Origin of the sequence: Nocardia vulneris, assembly GCF_001613425.1 — a bacterium.
In the GTDB taxonomy this organism is placed as follows: Bacteria; Actinomycetota; Actinomycetes; order Mycobacteriales; family Mycobacteriaceae; genus Nocardia; species Nocardia vulneris.
Genome location: NZ_BDCI01000035.1, coordinates 305,353 through 321,060 on the forward strand (window position 1 = coordinate 305,353; position 15,708 = coordinate 321,060).

Annotated in this window: 15 protein-coding genes; 10 read left to right on the forward strand and 5 right to left on the reverse strand. The window is 68.6% G+C overall.

Annotation, left to right across the window (positions count from 1 at the left end; all coding sequences use genetic code 11):
- The first annotated feature begins 4 nt into the window (after positions 1 to 4).
- The 3 genes from NVU01S_RS31165 to NVU01S_RS31175 all read left to right on the forward strand — a co-directional run bounded on the left by NVU01S_RS31165 (position 5) and on the right by NVU01S_RS31175 (position 2,451).
- Positions 5 to 775 (forward strand): hypothetical protein, encoded by a 771-nt coding sequence (locus NVU01S_RS31165; RefSeq protein WP_156161758.1) that lies wholly within the window; start codon positions 5 to 7, stop codon positions 773 to 775.
- Between the two features lie 288 nt (positions 776 to 1,063).
- Entirely contained in the window at positions 1,064 to 1,264 is a 201-nt protein-coding gene (locus tag NVU01S_RS31170) for a helix-turn-helix transcriptional regulator (protein WP_052280963.1), read from the forward strand.
- A 2-nt stretch (positions 1,265 to 1,266) separates the two neighbouring features.
- Positions 1,267 to 2,451 carry a tyrosine-type recombinase/integrase gene (locus tag NVU01S_RS31175; protein ID WP_043676207.1) on the forward strand — a complete coding sequence of 395 codons (1,185 nt, stop codon included), beginning with the start codon at positions 1,267 to 1,269 and terminating at the stop codon, positions 2,449 to 2,451.
- Positions 2,452 to 2,466: 15 nt separating this feature from the next.
- Here NVU01S_RS31175 and glnA read toward each other — a convergent pair whose 3' ends face one another.
- Entirely contained in the window at positions 2,467 to 3,903 is a 1,437-nt protein-coding gene (glnA, locus tag NVU01S_RS31180) for a type I glutamate--ammonia ligase (protein WP_029893780.1), read from the reverse strand.
- A 282-nt stretch (positions 3,904 to 4,185) separates the two neighbouring features.
- Between glnA and NVU01S_RS31185 the strand changes: the two genes are divergently transcribed.
- Positions 4,186 to 4,641, forward strand: coding sequence for an RDD family protein (locus NVU01S_RS31185; RefSeq protein WP_043676210.1), 456 nt, complete (start codon positions 4,186 to 4,188; stop codon positions 4,639 to 4,641).
- A 122-nt stretch (positions 4,642 to 4,763) separates the two neighbouring features.
- On the opposite strand, the gene NVU01S_RS31190 is transcribed toward NVU01S_RS31185, so the two are convergent.
- Both NVU01S_RS31190 and NVU01S_RS31195 read right to left on the reverse strand, forming a co-directional pair.
- Complete coding sequence (locus tag NVU01S_RS31190; RefSeq protein WP_029893784.1) at positions 4,764 to 5,498, reverse strand: DUF4191 domain-containing protein; 735 nt, start codon at positions 5,496 to 5,498, stop codon at positions 4,764 to 4,766.
- Positions 5,499 to 5,664: 166 nt separating this feature from the next.
- A complete protein-coding gene (locus tag NVU01S_RS31195; protein WP_043676212.1) occupies positions 5,665 to 6,114 on the reverse strand; it encodes a TY-Chap domain-containing protein in 450 nt (149 codons plus the stop codon).
- Positions 6,115 to 6,401: 287 nt separating this feature from the next.
- On the opposite strand from NVU01S_RS31195, the gene NVU01S_RS31200 reads away from it, so the two are divergent.
- Positions 6,402 to 7,142 (forward strand): DUF2334 domain-containing protein, encoded by a 741-nt coding sequence (locus NVU01S_RS31200; protein WP_043676216.1) that lies wholly within the window; start codon positions 6,402 to 6,404, stop codon positions 7,140 to 7,142.
- A complete protein-coding gene (locus NVU01S_RS31205) occupies positions 7,142 to 8,242 on the forward strand; it encodes a glycosyltransferase (protein WP_043676218.1) in 1,101 nt (366 codons plus the stop codon). The genes NVU01S_RS31200 and NVU01S_RS31205 overlap by 1 nt, the downstream gene beginning before the upstream one ends.
- 65 nt (positions 8,243 to 8,307) lie before the next feature.
- On the opposite strand, the gene NVU01S_RS31210 is transcribed toward NVU01S_RS31205, so the two are convergent.
- Positions 8,308 to 9,237, reverse strand: a complete 930-nt coding sequence (locus NVU01S_RS31210) for a DMT family transporter (RefSeq protein ID WP_043676221.1) — start codon at positions 9,235 to 9,237, stop codon at positions 8,308 to 8,310.
- 147 nt (positions 9,238 to 9,384) lie between these two features.
- On the opposite strand from NVU01S_RS31210, the gene NVU01S_RS31215 reads away from it, so the two are divergent.
- Genes NVU01S_RS31215 through NVU01S_RS31230 form a run of 4 tightly spaced genes read left to right on the forward strand, consistent with a single transcriptional unit; the run spans position 9,385 to position 13,803 of the window.
- Entirely contained in the window at positions 9,385 to 11,055 is a 1,671-nt protein-coding gene (locus tag NVU01S_RS31215) for a CocE/NonD family hydrolase (protein ID WP_043676224.1), read from the forward strand.
- Entirely contained in the window at positions 11,052 to 12,428 is a 1,377-nt protein-coding gene (locus NVU01S_RS31220; RefSeq protein WP_043676227.1) for a M20/M25/M40 family metallo-hydrolase, read from the forward strand. Before NVU01S_RS31215 ends, NVU01S_RS31220 begins: the two co-directional genes overlap by 4 nt.
- A gap of 43 nt (positions 12,429 to 12,471) precedes the next feature.
- Entirely contained in the window at positions 12,472 to 13,341 is an 870-nt protein-coding gene (locus tag NVU01S_RS31225; RefSeq protein ID WP_244467386.1) for an alpha/beta hydrolase, read from the forward strand.
- Positions 13,342 to 13,350: 9 nt separating this feature from the next.
- Positions 13,351 to 13,803 (forward strand): 6,7-dimethyl-8-ribityllumazine synthase, encoded by a 453-nt coding sequence (locus NVU01S_RS31230; protein ID WP_043676228.1) that lies wholly within the window; start codon positions 13,351 to 13,353, stop codon positions 13,801 to 13,803.
- Here NVU01S_RS31230 and NVU01S_RS31235 read toward each other — a convergent pair.
- Positions 13,800 to 15,245, reverse strand: coding sequence for a neutral zinc metallopeptidase (locus tag NVU01S_RS31235; protein ID WP_043676231.1), 1,446 nt, complete (start codon positions 15,243 to 15,245; stop codon positions 13,800 to 13,802). The two genes, NVU01S_RS31230 and NVU01S_RS31235, sit on opposite strands and share 4 nt — an antisense overlap.
- Positions 15,246 to 15,708 lie beyond the last annotated feature (463 nt).

Here is a 15,708-nt window from a genome sequence, read left to right on the forward strand (position 1 = left end):
CACGATGCCTACTTCAACCTCGTTCTCCCGCAGTCGTATCCCCCGCGATTCTGTCCAGAAAACTGGACGCGGGCACATCCGCACCGACCGCCAAGCCCGCGCGGTCTACGCGCTCGTGCAGCAGCGCGCGATCCAAACCGATCTGCTCGCCCAGCTGCTCGGTACTGGGGTCAACCACCTCTACGAGCTGCGCGCCGATCTCGAATCGGCCGGCCTGGTGCACCCACTGACCCGCGTCGGTCCCGGCCCGAAATGGATCGTGCCCACCCGCACCGCGGTAACGCGGTTCTTCGGTACCTCCCGTCCGGACTGGCGCCCCTCGCCTTTGTGGTCGGTCCGGGGCCGGGCGATCACCCGCACCCGCCTCGCCCTGGGTGCCTCGGCGTTCGACGCGTGGGAGTCCGAACGCGAACTCAGCTACCGCAACAGCAATCACGGCCGCTACCCGTATGACGGGCGCACCACCGGCCTGCACACACCCTCCCGCGCGGTGCTGGTCCTCGGCTCACGCGACACCGCCGCCGCAGACCTGTCCTATCGGGTGACCCGAGCGGCCCGCACCGCCGCTGAGGACGGGTGCACAGAACTGCTGCTCGTGCACCGGCTTACGCACCAGGCACCAGCCGATGAGACAGCGGTGCGCACCGCCCTCACCCATGCACCGCTGCCCGTCTCACTGACCGTCACAGCCGTGACACTCGCCGAACTCCTCCACCACGGCGACACCGCCGTCACACCGATACGAGCCGGTCAACGCCTCCGGAAAGCGGGATAGCCCGCCATGAACAGCACACCAGACACCCCCGAGGACCGTGCACCAGCACGCACCAGCCGCCCAGTCGATGGCATGACATCCCGCAGTCCTGTCTCACCCGGTGAGGACCGCTGGGACACCCGTGCACCGGCCTATGCACCACCAGAGACAGCCCGTGCACCACGTGAGACAGCCAGCGCACCACCCGTCCCGCCCTGTGCACCGCCGCGCACCGACCGCGCACCAACGTGCACCACCCCGAACCGAACCACGGCGCACACGCCGAACCGACCGAAGGACGAAACGATCATGAGCACGGACCGCTACCTGCAAGCAGCCGACTGCGAAGCACTCACCGGCATCCCAGCCGCCACCTGGCGATACTGGGCACACATCGGCTCCGACATCGGCCGCCGTAGCTTCAAACTCGGCCGTCGGCGCGTCTGGCGACAGAGTGTGATCGAAGCGTGGATCGCCGAGCAGGAAGCCCTGACCGGAGGAGCCGCGTAACCATGGCTGCGCGACGGAACCGCCGAGCCGGAGTCGAAGACCTCTGGACTAAAGAAGAACGCGACGCCGACGGCACGGCCCGGCGTGTACCGTCCAAACTCGACGGGAAAGGCAAGCGCTGGCGCGCCCGGTACGTCGATGACGCGGGCGACGAGCACTCGATGCGCTTCGCCCGCAAGACCGATGCGAAAGACTGGCTGGACAAGCAGCTGGCGGCGCTCGTGCACGGCATCCACGTAGCCCCCCGCGACATGAAAGCGACTGTCGGCCAATGGTGTGACGAGTGGATCAAGGGCTACGCAGTGCACCGTGACGGCACGGTCCGTCAGGCCAAGGTGCACATCGCGCAAATCAAGGCCGAGTTCGGCGACATTCAGCTGTCGGTGATCCGGCCGTCCATGGTGAAGGCTTGGGTGGCCAAGCTCAAGGAGCGCGGTCACGAGGCAAGCTACGTCTACGCGCTGCACTCGCGGCTGTCGCAGATCCTCGGCGACGCGGTCCTCGACGGCATCCTGGTTCGCAACCCGTGCTCGCGGCGCACCTCCCCGCCGGCCGGAAAGCAGAAGGTGTACTGCGCCACGACTGACCAGGTGTGGGCGCTCTATGACGCGATGCCTGCACACATGGGCTCCGCGGTTCTCCTCGGCGCGTTCGCGGGCTTACGCGTCGCCGAGGTGTGCGGACTGCGCCCAGCCGACATCGATTTCATGCGAGGTATCGTCCACCCGCACCAGCAGTGGCCCGCGAAAGCGCTGAAAACGGAAGGCTCCGAAGCGCCGATTCCGATCCCCACCGAGCTGACGCTCATGCTCTCGGCAGCGGTGAAGCAATGGCCCGGAGAACGAGTCGTCTGTGATGAATTCGGCAAACCGGTGCCACCGTGGCAGATCGAACGCGCGCTCCGGATCGCACGAGTCGGAATCCCCGGCCTGCCTGAGGAATTCAGCTTTCAGGACTTTCGTCACTACCTCGCGTCGCTGCTGATCGCTGGTGGCGCGAACATCAAAGTTGTACAAGCCCGGATGAGGCACGCCAAAGCCCAAACCACCCTCGACACCTACGGCCATCTCTGGCCGGATACAGACGAGTCCACCCGCCTGGTGATCACTGCTGTGATCACCGAACGGATGGACTCATCTTCCGCTACTGCGTACCCACTGCGTACAGAACGCCCTAATCAGGCGTAAACGCGCAGGTCAGGGCTACACGTCGAAGTAGAGTTCGAACTCGTAGGGGTGCGGGCGCAGGTTCACGGGAGCGATTTCCTGGTCGCGCTTGATGTTGATCCAGGTCTCGATCAGGTCGTCGGTGAAGACGTTGCCTTCGGTCAGGTAGTCGTGATCCTGCTCGAGGCGGTCGATGACCGTGGCGAGGCTGGTGGGGGCCTGCGGGATGTTCTTGGCCTCCTCCGGCGGGAGCTCGTAGAGGTCCTTGTCGACGGGGGCCAGCGGCTCGATCTTGTTCTTGATGCCGTCCAGGCCGGCCATCATCATGGCGGCGAAGGCCAGGTACGGGTTGCCCGAGGAGTCCGGCGCGCGGAACTCGATGCGCTTGGCCTTCGGGTTGTTGCCGGTCACCGGGATGCGCACGGCCGCGGAGCGGTTGCGCTGCGAGTACACCAGATTGATCGGGGCCTCGTAGCCCGGCACCAGACGGTGGTAGGAGTTCACGGTCGGGTTGGTGAACGCCAGCAGCGACGGCGCGTGGTGCAGGATGCCGCCGATGTAGTGACGTGCCAGATCCGACAGGCCGCCGTAGCCCGCCTCGTCGTGGAACAGCGGCTTGCCGTCCTTCCACAGCGACTGGTGCACGTGCATGCCCGAGCCGTTGTCACCGAAGAGGGGCTTCGGCATGAAGGTGACGGTCTTGCCCTCGGCCCACGCGGTGTTCTTCACGATGTACTTGAACAGCTGCAGGTCGTCGGCCGCGCCGAGCAGGGTGTTGAACTTGTAGTTGATCTCGGCCTGACCGGCGGTGCCGACCTCGTGGTGGCCGCGCTCGAGCTCGAAGCCCGCGTTCTGCAGGTTGGTCGAGATCTTGTCGCGCAGGTCGACGTAGTGGTCGTACGGCGCGACGGGGAAGTAACCACCCTTGTTACGCACCTTGTAACCACGGTTGAGGGTGCCGTCCGGGTTGAACTCCGCGCCGGTGTTCCAGGAGCCCGAGACCGACTCGATCTCGTAGAAGGCACCGTTCATGGCCGAGTCGTAACGGATCGAGTCGAAGATGTAGAACTCCGCCTCGGCACCGAAGTACGCGGTGTCGGCGATACCGGTGGAGCGCAGGTACTCCTCGGCCTTGCGCGCGATGTTGCGCGGGTCGCGGCTGTAGGCCTCGCGGGTGAACGGGTCGTGCACGAAGAAGTTCAGGTTCAGCGTCTTGGCCGCCCGGAACGGGTCGAGGCGCGCGGTGCTGAAGTCGGGCAGCAGCAGCATGTCCGACTCGTCGATCGACTGGAAACCACGGACGGACGAGCCGTCGAAGGCCAGCCCTTCCTCTGCGAGGTCGGTCGTGAACGCCTTCGCCGGGATCGAGAAGTGCTGCTGCACACCGGGAAGATCACTGAATCGGATGTCGACGTATTCGACTTCTTCATCAGCAAGATATTTGATGACCTCGTCGGCCGTGCTGAACGTCACTTGTTCTCCTTACGGATCGGTTCCCAGCCAGTGTCGATTGCATGGGTTCGTCGCGTCCAGACGGTATGGACGCGGTGTTTCCCCGCAGTCAAGGCTGTGTTTCGCCAGTGTTACACGTGCCGCTGGCCAGGTGACCCGGCCCACCCGGGCGCCACCAGCATGGTAATCCTGCCATCCGCGCAGGCCGGCGCCGACGTGAACTCCTCTTATGCCACGCATGCATTCCCGGCTCGTCAGCGCTCCGACGCCGGTCGCCCGGTCGGGCCCGCATATTGTGGGGGCATGGCACGCATGACGGGATCGTGGCTCTCCGGCCCTTCGGAGGGTTCCGGCGACCAGGCAAACCCCGAGTTCCCCGGCAAAGAATTGGGCCTGCCGAAATCCGGCGCCGGATCACTGTCCGGCATGGCCCGCCGGATCGCCGCGCTGTTCGTCGACTGGCTCATCGCCCTCGGCGTCGCCGCGATCATCATGCGCGGCGGGTCGGCTTCCAGCCTCACGCTGCTGGTCTGGTTCGTGATCGGGGTGGGGGCGGTGACCATGTTCGGGTTCACCCCCGGTCAATACTTCTTGCGCCTGCGCACGGTCCGGATCGACGCGCCCGTCCCCGTCGGTATCGTCCGCGCGCTGGCCCGTCAGGCCCTACTGGTCTTCGTGGTGCCCGCCCTCTTCACCGACTCCGACGGGCGCGGCATGCACGATCGCGCGACCGGGACCGCGCTCGTCCACTCGCGCTGAGCGCCGAGGGGGAACTGGTGGCGGCATCGGCCGAGAGCCCGCCGCCACCCAGTTCCCCTTGATCTTGAAACACCGCGGGCCCGCACCCCTCGACGGAGGTACGGGCCCGCGGTGTTCGAGTTTCAGCGCCTGCGGATGGTGCGCTGCACGCCACGCATCTTGGCGCCGGCGGGCATCGGGCCCTTCGGCATGGCCGGGCCGGTGCGGGAGCTGAGGGCCGACAAACGTCCCTCGATCAGGTCCATCCGTTTGGTGTCGATGTTGCGGGGCAGCTTGGTCAGGTAACGCTGCAACTCCTTGAGCGGCACCTGTCCCTCGTCGTTGCCGATGACGACGTCGTAGATCGGGGTGTCGCCGATGAGCCGCGCGGTGCGCTTCTTCTCCTGCGCCAACAGCGATTTCACCCGCTGCGGGGAGCCCTCGGCGACCAGCACCACGCCGGGCAGGCCGATCACCCGGTGCACCGCGTCGAGCTGGGTGGTCGCGGCGATGCCGTTGGTCACCCGCCACTTGCCCTGCAGGTTGTCCAGCACCCAGGCCGCGGCGCCCGCCTGACCCTCCGCCTTGCCGTACACGCTCTTCTGCACCCGACGGCCGAAGATGATGAACGCGGCCAGCGCGCCCAGCACCACGCCGAACGGGACGAGCAGCCAGGTCAGCCCGAAGATCAGGCCGATCACCAGGAAGATCGCGGTGATGCCGAGCAGGGCGCCGATCATCAGCGGCAGCAGCAGCTTGTCTTCCTTGCGCTGCATCTGGAACGCCTGCCAGAGCTGCTGCCTGCGCTCTTTCGACTGCTGCTTGCGGGCCGCTTTCGCCGCGGCCTTCGCTTCCTTGGTGGGCTTACCTGCTGCCATGTCACTCAGGATAGTGCCCACGTCGCGCCGATTTCGCCACGCCTGTCCCGGGCCGCCGATTCCCGGTGCGGCGGGCCCATCGACCGCCGGGCCGAGGCGCGCGTTTCGCACCGGCCGCGGCCGATGCCGGCGATGCGCCGCCTACGGCAGTCCCGCGCGGCGCGGGTCAGTTCCAGCCGCGCCGAGCCATCGAGCCCAGCACGGTGAGATCCAGATCACCGGAGGCCTCGGTCCACCCCATGGCCCGTAACTCCACCGGGGTCGCCACACCGAGCGCGTCGCGGAACCCGATGGCGACCGACCGCGCGAACTCGACCAGACTGCCCAGCGAAAGAGGCCAGAACATGGTCTTGGTCCAATTGTCGACTTCGCGCCGCAGCATCGGCTCATTCCAGCCGAGTTCCCGTAATTCCGCCGCGGCGGAATCCGGAATGGGTTGCGCCAGATAGTGGTTACCGGCGAGCTCCGCCGACAATTTGATGTCGTATTGCATGAACTGCACGTACCGATTTCCCGGTGCGGCGATGATCAACGTGGCCCGGGAGGGAAGTTCGGACAGACATTGCGCCAGCGCTTGAACGAACTGTTCCCAGTCCGCGGTCACCGGCTCGTTCATTCTTCCCCCGGGCGCTCGCACTGGCCCGATCATACGCCGACCTGCCTGAGACACCAGGCGAATTGTCTTGCGACCCCGGACACTTCACCCATGCCATAGCCAAACCGAATGACCCTTTACCGGTCCGCGGCAGTTACTCGGAGACCCCTTTCGCATCCGCTCCGAGACGCGGCATCGGGCGCGGGCAAACCGCGGCGACGCGCGAGATCGGGCGGGGTCCCGATTCGTCGGGCAGCAGCACGCTGCTGTTCAGCTGGTGGCAACCGGGCGGTGTTAGCTTGCGGTGCGTGTGTGCGCGGTTGGTGGTGAGCGTCCATGACGTCGCACCCGCGAGTGCGGCGGAGACGGCGCGTTGGTGCGCGGATGCCGACGGGTTCGGGATCCCGGTATCGCTGCTGGTGATACCCGGGCCGTGGCGGGGCGCGTCGCTGGCGCGGCAGCCGGAGTATGCGGGCTTCCTGCGGGAACGCCGGGCACGGGGGGACGAGATCATGGTGCACGGGTGGTCGCATCGCGCCGGACCCGAGGGCGGGTGGCCGCGTCGGACGCTCGGGCGCGCGGTGGCCCGCGGCGCGGCCGAGTTCGCCGCGCTCGACCGAGGCCAGGCCGCGGCCAAGCTCCGCGACGCCACCGCGGTGATGGCCGAATCCGGGCTGTCCACAACGGGTTTCACCCCGCCCGGCTGGCTGGCCTCGCCCGCCGCCGAACAGGCTTTGCGCGCGGCGGGCTTCACCCATACCACCGACCACTTCGGCGCGAAGGACCTGCGCACCGGCCGCCGCCAGCGTGGCTTCGCCCTCTCCCACCGGCCCGGCGGCGGCTGGTCCGAACGCTTCGGCGCCGCCATGCTGCAGACCTTCGCCCAGCGCAACGCGCGCAACGGCGGGCTCGTCCGTCTCGCCCTGCACCCCGACGACCTGCACCATCCCGGCCTGCGCGCGGCCACCCTGCGTGCCATCGACGCCGCCCTCACGGCGGGCGCGCGCCCCACCACCTACGCCGAGCTGATCGAAGCGGCGGCCTCCTGATGCGCATCGTGCAGATCGCGAACTTCTACACGCCGGCCTCGGGCGGGTTGCGGACCTGCTTGGACGAGATCGGGCGGGGCTATCTGGCGACCGGGCACGAGCGGGTGCTCGTGGTGCCGGGACCGGCCGACGGGGACGAGGCGACGACGTCGGGGCGGCGAATCACGGTGCGCAGCCCGAAGTTCGGCGCGGGCGGTTACCACGTGCTGACCGCGCGCCGGACCCGCCCGATTCTCGACCTGCTGCACCCGGACGTACTCGAATGCAGTGACAAGCTGAGCGTGCGGTGGCTGGCGCCGTGGGCGCGCGGCACCGGGGTGCCGCTCGTGTTGTTCTCCCATGAACGCATCGACGCGATTCTGCGCACCCGGGTCCCGCCCGGATTCCCCCTGACCACGGCGGCCGACCTGGCCAATCGCCGCCTCTGCGTGCGCGCCGAAAAGGTGGTGGTCACTTCGAGTTTCGCGACGGCGGAGTTCGCCCGCATCGGCGCGACCAACGTGCGGCGCGTCCCGCTCGGCGTCGACCTGAGCACTTTTCGTCCCGCGGCCGAAACATCCCGCACCACCGGCGAATCGGTGCGCTTGGTGCTGGTGAGCAGGCTGTCGAAGGAGAAGTGCGCCGAACGCGCCATCGAAGCGGTGCGCGTGCTGGTCGATTCCGGTGTGCGCTGCGAGCTGGCCGTGCTCGGTGACGGCCCGCTGCGGCACCGGCTGGAACGCCTGGCGGCCGGGCTGCCGGTGATCTTCCACGGTCACCTCACCGACCGCGTCGCGATGGCACGCCTGGTCGCGGACGCCGACATCGCGATATTCCCCTCCCCCGCCGAGACTTTCGGGCTCGCAGTGCTGGAGGCGCTGGCCTGCGGCACCCCCGTGGTGGTGCCCGACGAAGGCGCCGCGGGTGAACTGGTGGACGCCGCCGGTTCCGGCATCGTGTCCGACGGCTCCCCGCACGGCCTCGCGGCAGGCGTCCGAGCCCTACTGACCATCCCAGCTCCGCAACGCCGCCGCGCCGCCCGCCGTGCGGCAGAACGCTTCCCGTGGTCCGCCACGGTCGCGGGCATGCTCGCCCTCTACGCCGACTACGAAGCAGCCTGATCCCACAGCCGCACTCTTCGTTCGCGCACCGTCCCGAGGAGGCTCCCGCCGCGCCACGAGCTCACTCAAACCCCCTCCGGCACCGCCTGTTTCGCCGTCGTACCGGCAACTCGGTCTCGTTCGTCGTGCAGGGTGGGCGAATTCGCGAGCAGGGTGACGCCGGTGATCACCAGGACGGCCGCGAGCAGCAGTGGCACCACCCGGGGGTGGACGGCGGCGAACAGGGTGACGCCCGCGGTATAGCTGAGGACGGGGTCGGTGATGGTCATCGCGGTGAGCGCGGTAGGCAGCGAGCCGCGAGCGTAGGCCTCTTGCGTGAGCAGTCCGCCCAGACCGGTGGAGATCGGGATCCCGAACAGCGCCCAGCTCAGGCCCGGCAGGGCGGTGGTGGCGATGACCACCAGGACGGCCGTGGTGGCGAAACAGCAACCCGCCGCGACGGCGACCAGCGCCGAACGCACCTGGGTGGCGCGGGTCAGCCGGGAGAGCGCGATCAGCGTGACGATCACCAGGAACACTCCGGCACCGGCCGTCGGCAACAGCGCGGGCCGCAACTCGGTGTGGCTGGACGCGCTCTGCCCGACCAGCAGGATCAGTCCGGCGCACACGAAAACCGTCCCGGCCCAGTCCCGCCGCAGCAGCGGCCGCCTGCGCCGCGCCGCCGCGAACGGCAACGCGAACAGCAGCTGCACGACCAGCAGGGATTGCACCACCGCGATCGCCCCGAGCCGCAGCGCCACCGCGTGTACGACGAAGCCCGCCACGTTCGCACCCTGCCCGGCCAGCCAGCGCCGATCGGTGAGCAACCGCCGCGCGATGCCGGCGATCACCAGGAACCGTCCCTGCGGATCCGCGGTCGCGGCTTCGCGCGCGGCGCCTTGCTGCAGCGCCGCCGACACCGCGAACAGCAGCGCGGCCACCAGCGCGAGCGTGATCGTCCCCACCGCGGCCGCATCGATCGGCGTGCCGCCCAGCGCTTCGACGCCTTCCGCCATAGCGCCAATGCTGGCGGGTGGCAGTGAACATCGGGTGGCGCTCGCCCGGCGAGTCGGCGACGACCGGCGACATTCGTCCGGCGATCCGCTGCTCTGCTACCCCGGTTCCAGGGTCTGGACGGTCGTCCGGGCACACTCGATAGTCCTATGGTGAGCGAACGACGTGTGCTGCTGCGCGCCCTGTGTGGGCTGCTGCTTCTGCTGGCCCCGGCCATCCCGGTGACCGCCGCGGCGGAGCCGCTGGGCGTGCCGTTCCAGTGGAAGCAAGCGTTCATCGACGCCCCCGACGGCACCCGCCTGCACGCGGACATCCTGCGGCCGGACGGTCTCGCCGACGATGTCCGCACGCCGGTCATCCTCACCGTGAGCCCGTACCGCGCGCACCTGGCGTATCTGAGCGAACCGCGGTTGACCGGCGGGCCGTCCACCGAGAACCTGCAAGCGGACATGTTCCTGCGCGCCGGCTATACCTACGTGATCGTCGATCTGCGCGGTTTCGGCGGCTCGTCGGGCTGCCCCGATTTCGGCGGCCCCGGTGAACGCTCGGATGTCGCGACCGCGGTGGAGTGGTCGGCGAGCCAGCCGTGGTCCACCGGCAAGATCGGCATGTTCGGCACCTCGTACGAGGGCTGGACCGGCTTGATGGGTCTGGCGGCGAAGCCGAAGGGGCTCGCCGCCGTCGCGTCCTTCGAACCGGTGGTCGATCCGTACTCGTACCTGTACATGCAGGGCGTGTCGTGGAAGTTCTCCGGCAAGCCGGTCACCGAGAGCGGGGTGCGCCCAGCCGATTTCGCCGGTCTGGAACATCTGCTGATCGCGTCGACGCCGGGTCGCCCGGAAGATTCGCCCGAATATCAGGCTGCCGCCGCGCAATTGCCGATGCAGTGCTATCAGCAATATCTCGCCGATACCGGCAATCACGACGGCAATTCCGCATTCTGGCGCGATCGTGATCTGGTCGGCCCGCTGCGCGGCAACACCATTCCGTTGTTCCTCGGCCAGGGTTTCGTCGACTACAACACCCGCGCCTATCGCGTTTTCGATCTGTGGAACGGACTCGGCCCCGGCGCGCACCGTGCCTGGTTCGGTCAATGGGGCCACCGCACCTGCCACGAGAAATGCGGCACACCGCATTTCGACACCGAACTGCTGGCCTTCTTCGACAAGCATGTGGCGGGCCGCGATGTCGAGATCCCCGGTCCGCGAATCACGGTCGGGCAGTTCGACGGTCGCTGGCGCGCCGAAACCGCCTGGCCGCCCGCCGATGCCGCGCGCGTGCCGGTGGATCTGCGCACAGGCAGCTACACCGACCGCGGCCTGATCCCCGGGCCCGACCGCGAACTCTGGTCCGTCTCAGAGCCGTTGGCCCAGGCCCAGCACCTGTCCGGAATTCCGACCGCGACACTGCAACTCGACGGCCCCGCGGCCGCCACGGTCGCGGTCGAGCTGTACGACATCGCCCCCGACAACCTGGCCACCGTGATCACCCGCGGTATCGCGCCGGTCGGCGACGGCACCGCCGAAGTCCGCCTGCTCGGCCAGGATTGGCCGATCGCGGCCGGCCATCGGATCGGCGTAAGGGTCACCGACGTGGTCGACGATGTCTGGTCGCACACTCCGGCGCTCGCCTCGGTCACGGTGACCAAGGCCCGGATCGAGTTGCCGATGCTCACCGGTGCGCGCGTGGCCGACCTGCCGGGCGGTCTCACCGAGGGCATCGTGAAGTGGCGAAACGAGAAGACCATCCCGCTGGGGCCAGGAGTATTGAACAATGCAACGGTGTCCATGAATTTGCCGAACCGCCGCGGCGACCGATGACCGAACCGGTCGACGATCGCACCGCCGAGCGCCTTGCGGCCGCATTGCGCTGTGTAACCGTGTCCACCGACGATCCGGACGATATCGACGACGCGGCCTTCGACCGGCTCTCCGCACACCTCGAGCAATCCTTCCCCCGGGTGCACGCCGAACTCGAGTTGGAGCAATTCGGGCACAGCAGGCTCTACCGGTGGGCGGGGGTGGAGCCCGATCAGGTCGCGGCGATCCTGCTCGCCCACCAGGACGTGGTGCCGGTCGACGATCCGCAGCGCTGGACGCATCCGCCCTTCGCGGGCGTCGTCGACGCCGAATTCATCTGGGGCCGCGGCGCGATCGACGACAAGAGCAGGCTGCTCGCCATCCTGGAGGCGGTAGAGGCCGCCCTCGCGGCCGGAATCCGACCGCGGCACACCATCTTTCTGGCGTTCGGGCACGACGAGGAAGTCTTCGGCGACACCGGGGCGATGCACATGGCGCAGCGCCTGCGCGCGCAAGGCGTGTTCGCGAACCTGCTGCTCGATGAGGGCGGCATGATCACCACCGGCGTCGCCGACCGCATCGAACCACCGGTCGCCACGATCATGGTGGGCGAGAAAGGCTATGCGACGGTACGGCTTTCGGTCACCGAACGGGGCGGGCACTCGTCCATGCCCGGTAAACAGACGGCGGTCGGACGGATCGCCCGGGCGGTCGCGCGCATCCAGGACCATCCGATGCCGCTGCGGATGACCCCGGTCACCGCCGACATGCTCGCCCGGGTGCGCACGGTCATGCCCGCACCGCGCAGGCAACTGCTGCGCCTCGCCGATCTGGTCGCGCCGGTGGTCACCCGCGTGATGGCGGCGCGGCCGCAGACCGAGGCCCTGGTGCGCACGACCACCGCGCCCACCGTGATCCGGGGCGGCGTGAAATCGAACGTGCTCCCCCAGCACGCCGAGGCATTCGTGAACTTCCGCATCCTGCCCGGCGATTCCGTCGCCTCGGTGCTCGCGCACTGCCGGAAGGTGGTGCGCGACAACGGTGTCCGGATCGAAACCGAGGGCGTGTGCTCGGAGCCGACGGTGCACGCCACCCCGGGTGCCGCGTTCGACCTCATCGCCGGGATCGCGCAGGCCATCGTCCCAGGCACGGTGATCACCACCGGCATCGTGCCCGGCGCCACCGACTCCCGGCACTATCACGACCTGGCCGCGACCCGCTGCAACTTCGCCCCCATCGTCCTGGAAGAACGCGATCTGGCCTCGATCCACGGAACCGACGAACGCCTTTCCCGGGTGAACTACGCTCGACTCATCGAGTTCAACCGGCGGCTCTTCACCGAGCTGGCGTACTCGACGAGCAGCGAGCCGCACCCATCAGGAGCCGATGCATGAGTGAGCGCAGCAGGACCGAGCCGAGCACCGGCGAGGCGCGGTCGTGACCGCGGAACCGGAGCGCGACGACGCGGGCATCCGTACCGAGACCGGGCAGTTCGACGGCACGGGCAGCGGAATCGCCTGGCGCGCCTGGCTGCCCGAGACGCAGGCGCGCGGCGTGATCGTCCTGGTGCACGGCGTCGCGGAGCATTCCGGCCGCTACACCCATGTCGGCCGGCGCTTTGCGGGCGCCGGGTTCGCGGTCTACGCGCTCGACCACATCGGTCACGGCAAGTCCGCGGGCAGCAAGGCCAATATCGGTTCGATGGACGGCGCGGCCGACAACGTGGCGGCGATGCTGAACATCGCGAGCCGCGAATACCCGGACGTGCCGCGCTTCCTGGTCGGGCACTCGATGGGCAGCCTCATCGTGCTGCACCTGGCCACCCGCGCGCCGGTCGACGTCGCGGGCATCGTGCTGTCGGCGCCGCCGCTGGTCATTCCGCTCGGCAACCCGCTGCAGCGCCTCGTCGCGCCGCTGCTCACCCGGCTCACCCCGAATCTCGGTGTGCTGAAACTGGATTCGTCGCAGATCAGCCGCGATCCGGCGGTGGTGCGGGCCTACGACGACGATCCGCTGGTCTATCGCGGCAGCCTGCCCGCCCGCACCGCGGTCGAGATCCTGGACACGACGACCCTGGTGAAGCAGCGCCTCGGCCGGCTCACCGTGCCGCTGCTGGTGCTGCACGGCACCGGTGACGCCATCGCCGCACCCGCCGGCACGGACCTGATCGAGCGGGGCGCGGGCTCGAAAGACCTCACCGCGATCCGGTACGACGGCCTCTACCACGAGATATTCAACGAACCCGAGCAGGACGAGGTGCTCGGCAATGTGGTGGACTGGCTGGAGGCGCACGTTACCGGCAAGTAAGATCCGGCCATGGGAACTACCGGATCCATCGCTTTCCTCCGCGCCGGCTGGCACAGCTCGATCGTCGGCAAAGCTTATGAAGGCTTCACCGCCGAATATGCCGAGCTCGGCTACGACCCCGCCGCCGTCGACGTCTTCGAGGTGCCCGGCGCGTTCGAGATCCCGTTGCACGCCCAGCGGCTGGCCCGCTCCGGCAAGTACGCGGCGGTCGTCGCCGCGGCACTGGTCGTGGACGGCGGCATCTACCGGCACGATTTCGTCGCGTCCGCGGTGATCGACGGGCTGATGCGGGTGCAGTTGGACACCGACGTGCCGGTGTTCTCGGTTGTGCTCACCCCGCATCACTTCCACGAGCACAGCGAGCACGTCACCTATTTCACCGAACATTTCGTGACCAAGGGCGCGCAGGCCGCGCGTGCACTGGCCGCCACGCTGACTTCGCTGCGGTCCCTGCCGGTTTAGCGGTACCGCGACAGGCACGCCGCCTCGCCGTCCAGCACACCCGTGCGGAACGCCTCGACGCGCTGATACCCGCTCGGCACCACCTGCCCGTTCACGTCGCTCGCGGCCAAGCCCTCGGTCAGCAGTTCGGAGACGGCCTCGTCGAGATCGTCGGCCGAGAGCCGCAGATCACCGCCCGGCTCGCTCAATTTCGTCGACACCACACCCGACAGGCACGCGGTGCGCAGCCCCGCCGTCTCCGCGCCGGTGAGCGACAACCCGCGTTCGCGTTGCACGGCAAGGGTGTAGCGGGAGACGAAGAGGACGAAGGCGGAGTAGTCGCCGTGCACCATCGCCGAAAGCAGTTCCTCCTGGCCGCGCGCGGGCGCACCCAGCTTCGTGAGGGCGGGCACGTCGGTGCCGATCCGGTTCGCCGTCGGACAATACGAAACCGGCTCTGTGACAGTGATATTCGCGCAGTCGCCGCCGACCCCCGCGTAATCGAATCGCGGCGGCGCCGCGGCCGGGAAGAGCGCGAGCAGGGCCCGGCTCAACCGCTCCAGCGACTGCCGGTTCACCGGCAGCTGGAACAGCGCGTCGGCCACGCCGAAGGAAACGGGGAGTTGACCGCGGCGCTGCGCGATCTCCTTCGGTGTCAACGCCTTACAGCCCTTCGTGCCGTCGGAGTAACCGATCTGCACCGCGGTGACCCGCTCGAACGCCGACCCGTGCGCGTTGCCCGGATCGCCGAACCCTTGATCGCGGAACGCGACCGTCGCGCCGAGCACCGCGTTGAGTCCGTCGGTGGTGTTCACCGTGAAATGCGCCGAATTCCCTTCGGCCACATGACGTAAGAACACTCCGGCCAGGCAGTCGGCCTGCTGCTCCAGCACCAGGGTCGGGGTGCGCACGCCCGCCAATCGCGCTTGGCCCTGGATCGCGTGCCCGTATTCGTGCGCGAGCACCATGACTACGGCCATCTCGCCGAACTTCTCGACGACCTGCGGCAGCAGGACGCCGCGGTCCCAGCCGATGGTGTGGTCGAGACCGCAGTAGGCGGCGTTCACGACGTGATAGGTGGATTCGTCACAGAAGCGGATCGCCTGGTCTTTCGGCGCCGGCGCCGACCAGGAGAAGAAGTTCTGCACCGGGGTGAACGGGCCCGGAAAGTCCTTGTGGTACTCCGTTGTCCAGAATTCCTGCAGGTCCGCGAGCGAGTTCAGCGCGAGCGTGTCGAACCTGCCGCCGTCACCGTTCGTCGCGGTGAGCGGCGCGTCCGGCACGCCGGGCCGCGGCCCGCTCGGACCCGTGGCGGTCATCGAACCGGCGATCTCCCAGTCCGTCTCGGTGGCCGGAGCCTCCGGTGCCGCCGGATCCTGCACGGTCACACCACATCCCGCGAGCACCACGCCGAACAGCGCGAGCACCACCACCGCGCCGATCCGCCACCGCTGCTGCCCCATCGCTGCGCCTCCCGAACCACCGCGCGCCGCTCACTCAGGAGGGACGGAGATCTCGGCAGACCCCTGCCCGCCGTCCCCCCGATGGTAGTAGGCCGCACGCACCCCGACCAGGTCTCAGCCGAACGCCGCCGAGCCCCGGCGGGAACGGGCATCTGCACCCCCGACCAGGTCCCGAGTCGAACGCAGCGGTGGCTGAAACACTGCTCCGGGCGCGCATCGGCCCTCTCAGGTCCATACCTCGCCTCGCGCCACAACACGCCCCGCCGCACCCGCACCCGCACCCGCACCCGCACCCGCACCCGGAATCATCATCCGCACCCCTTGTAGGTTCCCGCACCCCGACTCGCCGCACGACACACCAGGTCTCACCTCAGAAAGGGTGCGGATACGGAGCGCCCAGCGCCGCCCCGCGGCAGGTACGGGCATCCGCACCCCCATGCAGGCTCCCGCTCCCGACTCGCCT

What these genes read in the sequence shown, in the direction of transcription:
- NVU01S_RS31185 (WP_043676210.1), top strand. Translation starts at nt 4,186, where the DNA reads ATGGCACGCATGACGGGATCGTGGCTCTCCGGCCCTTCGGAGGGTTCC.
- NVU01S_RS31175 (WP_043676207.1), top strand. Translation starts at nt 1,267, where the DNA reads ATGGCTGCGCGACGGAACCGCCGAGCCGGAGTCGAAGACCTCTGGACT.
- NVU01S_RS31205 (WP_043676218.1), top strand. Translation starts at nt 7,142, where the DNA reads ATGCGCATCGTGCAGATCGCGAACTTCTACACGCCGGCCTCGGGCGGG.
- NVU01S_RS31190 (WP_029893784.1), bottom strand. Translation starts at nt 5,498, where the DNA reads ATGGCAGCAGGTAAGCCCACCAAGGAAGCGAAGGCCGCGGCGAAAGCG.
- NVU01S_RS31165 (WP_156161758.1), top strand. Translation starts at nt 5, where the DNA reads ATGCCTACTTCAACCTCGTTCTCCCGCAGTCGTATCCCCCGCGATTCT.
- NVU01S_RS31170 (WP_052280963.1), top strand. Translation starts at nt 1,064, where the DNA reads ATGAGCACGGACCGCTACCTGCAAGCAGCCGACTGCGAAGCACTCACC.
- NVU01S_RS31215 (WP_043676224.1), top strand. Translation starts at nt 9,385, where the DNA reads ATGGTGAGCGAACGACGTGTGCTGCTGCGCGCCCTGTGTGGGCTGCTG.
- NVU01S_RS31220 (WP_043676227.1), top strand. Translation starts at nt 11,052, where the DNA reads ATGACCGAACCGGTCGACGATCGCACCGCCGAGCGCCTTGCGGCCGCA.
- NVU01S_RS31235 (WP_043676231.1), bottom strand. Translation starts at nt 15,245, where the DNA reads ATGGGGCAGCAGCGGTGGCGGATCGGCGCGGTGGTGGTGCTCGCGCTG.
- NVU01S_RS31210 (WP_043676221.1), bottom strand. Translation starts at nt 9,237, where the DNA reads ATGGCGGAAGGCGTCGAAGCGCTGGGCGGCACGCCGATCGATGCGGCC.
- NVU01S_RS31195 (WP_043676212.1), bottom strand. Translation starts at nt 6,114, where the DNA reads ATGAACGAGCCGGTGACCGCGGACTGGGAACAGTTCGTTCAAGCGCTG.
- NVU01S_RS31230 (WP_043676228.1), top strand. Translation starts at nt 13,351, where the DNA reads ATGGGAACTACCGGATCCATCGCTTTCCTCCGCGCCGGCTGGCACAGC.